4 protein-coding genes are annotated in these 4,339 nt (G+C 71.4%); 3 read left to right on the top strand and 1 reads right to left on the bottom strand.

Features of this window, described 5'->3' with window-relative positions; all coding sequences use genetic code 11:
• Positions 1 to 195: 195 nt before the first annotated feature.
• On the top strand, positions 196 to 753 hold the full coding sequence (locus tag ACR807_RS41305; RefSeq protein WP_438927008.1) for a P-loop nucleotide/nucleoside kinase family protein: 558 nt from the start codon (positions 196 to 198) through the stop codon (positions 751 to 753).
• Positions 754 to 1,200: 447 nt separating this feature from the next.
• Positions 1,201 to 1,608: a lipocalin-like domain-containing protein gene (locus ACR807_RS41300; protein ID WP_438927007.1), complete on the top strand. Its 408-nt coding sequence runs from the start codon at positions 1,201 to 1,203 to the stop codon at positions 1,606 to 1,608.
• Here the strand turns inward: ACR807_RS41300 and ACR807_RS41295 are convergent.
• Positions 1,575 to 2,792, bottom strand: coding sequence for a pentapeptide repeat-containing protein (locus ACR807_RS41295; protein WP_438927006.1), 1,218 nt, complete (start codon positions 2,790 to 2,792; stop codon positions 1,575 to 1,577). The genes ACR807_RS41300 and ACR807_RS41295 overlap by 34 nt on opposite strands.
• Before the next feature lie 331 nt (positions 2,793 to 3,123).
• Between ACR807_RS41295 and ACR807_RS41290 the strand changes: the two genes are divergently transcribed.
• Positions 3,124 to 4,260: a PQQ-dependent sugar dehydrogenase gene (locus ACR807_RS41290; RefSeq protein ID WP_438927005.1), complete on the top strand. Its 1,137-nt coding sequence runs from the start codon at positions 3,124 to 3,126 to the stop codon at positions 4,258 to 4,260.
• Positions 4,261 to 4,339: the final 79 nt, after the last annotated feature.

The raw sequence follows: 4,339 nt of genomic DNA, 5'->3' as shown, positions 1-4,339 counted from the left end.
CGGCTTCCGCACCTCTTCCACCCGACCGTCCGGGCACTCACCTGTTCGAGGATGGGCACAACCGGACGTCCTTGAACCAAGTGTGCATTTTTCGGTATACGATGAAGTTGCAGGATCAACAGCTGCAAGGAACAACGACCTCGGCCCACCCACGCGATCGGTGATGATGGGGCTTTCGCTCGATCGGGGAACGGGATGGGTCGACCAACGCTCTTCCTGATGGTGGGACTGCCGGCCACCGGGAAGACCAGCGCCGCGCGGCGCGTGGAGGTCGAGCGCAACGCGCTCCGCCTCACGAAGGACGAGTGGGTGAAGGCCCTCTACGGGCACGAGAACCCGCGATCGGCCTCCGACGTGATCGAGGGACGGCTCATCGGGATCGGGCTGCGCACCCTCGAACTCGGCGGCAACGTGGTGATCGACTACGGGCTGTGGGGTCGGGACGAGCGCTCTGCGCTGCGGCAGGCGGCGGCCGACCGCGGCGCGGACGTGGAGATGCACTACTTCGAGGTGTCCCCGGCCGAACAACGCAGACGACTCGACCGGCGTCAGGCCGACGAACCCGACACCACGTGGCCCATGTCCGACGAGGAACTCGCCGAGTGGGCCGGTGTCATCCAGGTCCCGACGCGGGGTGAGCTCGACGGCAGCGAACCCGTCGACGACCCACCGGCCGGGTTCGCGTCGTGGGACGACTGGCGCGCGCACCGCTGGCCGCCGACGCTCTCCCCTGGGGGCACCACCAGGGGATGACATCGTTTGCAACCCGAACCACCACGAACTTGTCGGGGTTGCAAACCAACTGAGGCTCCGTCGATCGACACCACCGGGCGAACGACGCCCCGCCCTCGGCACCAGCCGCCCACTCCGCCACGTCGGGCATCCCGGCCCTGGTCGATCCCGCGACCGACCTGGGCCGGCACGCGCCCGGCCCCCAGCCCACCTGGTTCGACTCGATCTACTTCACCGGCTCGGTGCGGGCGAACGGCCAGGAGTTCGGCCCCCAGGTCCACACGCGCATCCTCCCGAACAGGGACGAGGCCGCGTACCGCTGGACGTTCTCGGTGATCGACAAGACCACCGGGTGGTACCGGGACCACGACGCGATGGTCGAGCCGGAGGACTACCGGTGGAGCGAGGGGCAAGCTCGACATCGGGACACCGTGGCCGAGCTGGACAGGCGACGCCGTCCACCAGTCGGTGCGGGTCGAAACGCCTTGGGGTTCCCTCGACGTCCGGCTGACGCCCACCGGCCCCGCCCTGAACCACGCGTCGACCGGTGCCTTCGTCCTGGTCGACGGCGTGCCGAACCACGAGTTCGCGCTCCGGGAGGTCCGGACGTCCGGAACGCTCGTCCTCGACGGCCGGGAGCACCGCGTCGGGGGCACCTCCTGGCTGGACCGGCAGTGGGGCGAGATGCCGACTTCGCTCGCCCGGTGGACGTGGATGAACCTCGCCATGTGCTGTCACCGGGAACCCGGACCAGGAGATCGAGACCCCGACGGGAGCGGCTACCTGGAGGCCGCGGCGTCCTTCACCGGCAAGTACGACGGCAAGGACGTCCGCGGCGAGAACTACGTCGAGATGACCGGCGAGTGGAACTCCTGACCGCCGGGGGCACGCAGGCCGGTGGGCGGCGGGGTCGCCGGTGACCGGAGTCCGTGGATCTCCGGTGGTTGTGCCGGGTCGACCCTCGACAGGTCGACGACACCTCCGGCGAACACGGCGTCGTTGAGGGAGATACCGCCCCCGACGAACCGGGCACCGTCGAACGAGACGGTCCCACCGGCGAACGTCGCACCGTCGAACGACAAGCGCCCGATGATCGTGGCGTCGGCGAAGGTGACCAAGCCGGCGCCGGTGAACGTCGCGCCGGCGAAGTCGCCGCCGTCGAGAACGGCGCCGGTGAAGTCGAAGTCGTGGCCGCGCCAGGTACGCGGATCGTTGTCGGGCAGGTGGAGGTTGTCCCGGATGAGCCGGATGACGGCGAGCCGGACCTGCCGCTCCTGCCCCGTGGTCCTCTCTTCGTCGCGCGCGGCAGGAAGGGCATCGTGCGCGACACCGGCACCGGACGTGGGCGACCAGGGCTGCTGCCGCAGGTAGGCGCACAGCACGTCGATGCAGCCCTGCCGCCCCTCGGGCGCGTCGTTGGCCAGGGCCGCGAGCGCGTAGACACCGGCGGTGCGGACCGCGGCGCCGGGCGCTCCGAGCAACTCGGCGGCCTTGCCGAAGCGGTCGAGCAGCACCTTGGCGTCCTCGCGGTAGACCTCCACCTCGTTGAGGCGTTGCCGCCGGTAGGCGACGGCCAACGCCACCACCGCCCCGAGACCGCCCACGACCGCCAGCACGACCTTCACCGCGTCGAGCCGATCCTGGACGCTCCACCCCGCCGACGCACCGGGCGGCGGCGACTGGCCGGGCGCGCCGACGGGCGACCCTCCCAGCACACCCCACAGGAGCAGACCCACGACACCGGTCACCGCCACGGCCGATGCCAGCAGCAGCACCACGTGGACCGAAAGCGGAATCCCGGGCGCACGTGGACGACGCCCGAGGGTCATCCTCACCGTCCGACGCCGGCCACCCACCACCGATGCCACTGCCGCCAGCGCCAGGACCACCGTCGGCCAGAACCGGACGACGTGCCGTGCCGCCGACACCACCGCACCCGCCCACCAGCCGGGCGCCACGCTCACCACGGCGGCGACCAGCAGAACCGCCGTCAACGCCCGCCGCACGCGCGACGCCCGCGGGGACCCCAGCACCGCACGACTCACCTGCAATGAATCCATGCGGGACATCGTCGACCACCGGGGCTCTCGGCGGACCGGCGTTCTGCTGCTCCGACCGGAGGAGGGGTGAGACGGCGGCTGGTCGTCCTCGGGAAGCCGTTGTACGTTGGGAGCGCTCCCAGAACGTGTCTCCCACACCCTGCTCGAGGAGCCGACCATGTCGCGACAGCGTTGTCGCCCAGTAGTAAATGACCCAGTAGTAAATGACCCAGCAGTCAACGACTCGGCCGTCAACCGCCCGGCCGTCAACCGCCCGGCTGCCGGACCAGCCGCCAGACCGGCCAGGTTGCTCGTCCTGGCACTGGCCGCGGTCCTGTTGCCCTCGGTGTTGGTGAGCGGCAGCGCCGCGGCCGGCGCGTCCCCCACCCCTCCGGTGCCGCTCGCCGAGCTGACCGTGGTGTCCGAGCAGGTGGCGTCCGGTCTGCGGCGTCCCATCGCGGTCACCGGGCTGCCGGACGGCCGGATGCTCATCGCGGAGAAGGAGGGCACCGTCCGCGCCTACCACCCCGACACCGGGCTGGCGGCCGAGCCGGTGCTCGACCTGACCGGTCGGGTCGACCCGTCGGACAACGAGCGCGGCCTGCTCGGCATCACGCCCGCGCCGGACTTCGCCCGGACCGGAATCCTCTACGTGGCCTACACGAGCCTGCCGGCGGGCGCGCTGACCCTGGCGCGGGTGCCCCTCGGCGCGCCCGAGCGGCTGCGGGTGCTGCTGACCCAGGAGCACGCCGAGTACGGCAACCACAACGGCGGCCAGGTGGCGTTCGGCCGCGACGGCTACCTCTACTGGTCCCTCGGCGACGGCGGGCACGCGTACGACCCGTTCAAGGCCGGCCAGGACCTCGGCACCCTGCTCGGCAAGATCGTGCGGATCGACGTGAACCGCGCCTGCGGGACGAAGCCCTACTGCGTGCCCCCCACCAACCCGTTCGTCCGCGTGCCGGGCGCGCGGCCGGAGATCTGGCTCTACGGCCTGCGCAACCCGTGGCGGTTCTCCGTCGACCCGGTCGACGGCTCGCTGTGGATCGGCGACGTCGGGCAGGGCCTGGTCGAGGAGGTCAACCACATCCGCCCGTGGCAGGGCGGGGCGAACCTCGGCTGGTCCTGCCGGGAGGGCACCCCGGTGTTCGACCCGCAGCAGTGCCGGGAGGGCGGGCGGTACACCGACCCGGTCTTCGAGTACGACCACTACAACGACAACTGCTCGGTGACCGGCGGCGTGGTGTACCGGGGGTCCCGGACGCCGCAGGCGTGGGGCACCTACGTCGCGAGCGACTACTGCTCGACCCGGGTGTTCGCCGTGCGGCCCAGGTCCGGCGGCGGCTACGACTCCGCCGTGATCGGCCACCTCCCCACCCAGCCGAGCGCGATCGGCACCGACGCGCGCGGCGAGCTGTACGTGCTCAGCGACCTCCCGGGATACCTGAACCGGGTGCGGTTCGAGTGGGTCGCGCCGGCCTCCGGCTGAGCCCGTTCGAACCGCTGAACCCCCGGAAAAAACCGACAACCGCACGATTTCCGGGGACGGCCGCGTCCGGGCAGATCGG

The organism is Saccharothrix sabaoui (assembly GCF_051756985.1).
GTDB lineage: Bacteria > Actinomycetota > Actinomycetes > Mycobacteriales > Pseudonocardiaceae > Actinosynnema.
This window is presented reverse-complemented; position numbering and strand designations above follow the sequence as displayed.

Coding starts and splice junctions, on each gene's coding strand:
- ACR807_RS41305 (WP_438927008.1), top strand. CDS start 196: ATGGGTCGACCAACGCTCTTCCTGATGGTGGGACTGCCGGCCACCGGG.
- ACR807_RS41295 (WP_438927006.1), bottom strand. CDS start 2,792: ATGGATTCATTGCAGGTGAGTCGTGCGGTGCTGGGGTCCCCGCGGGCG.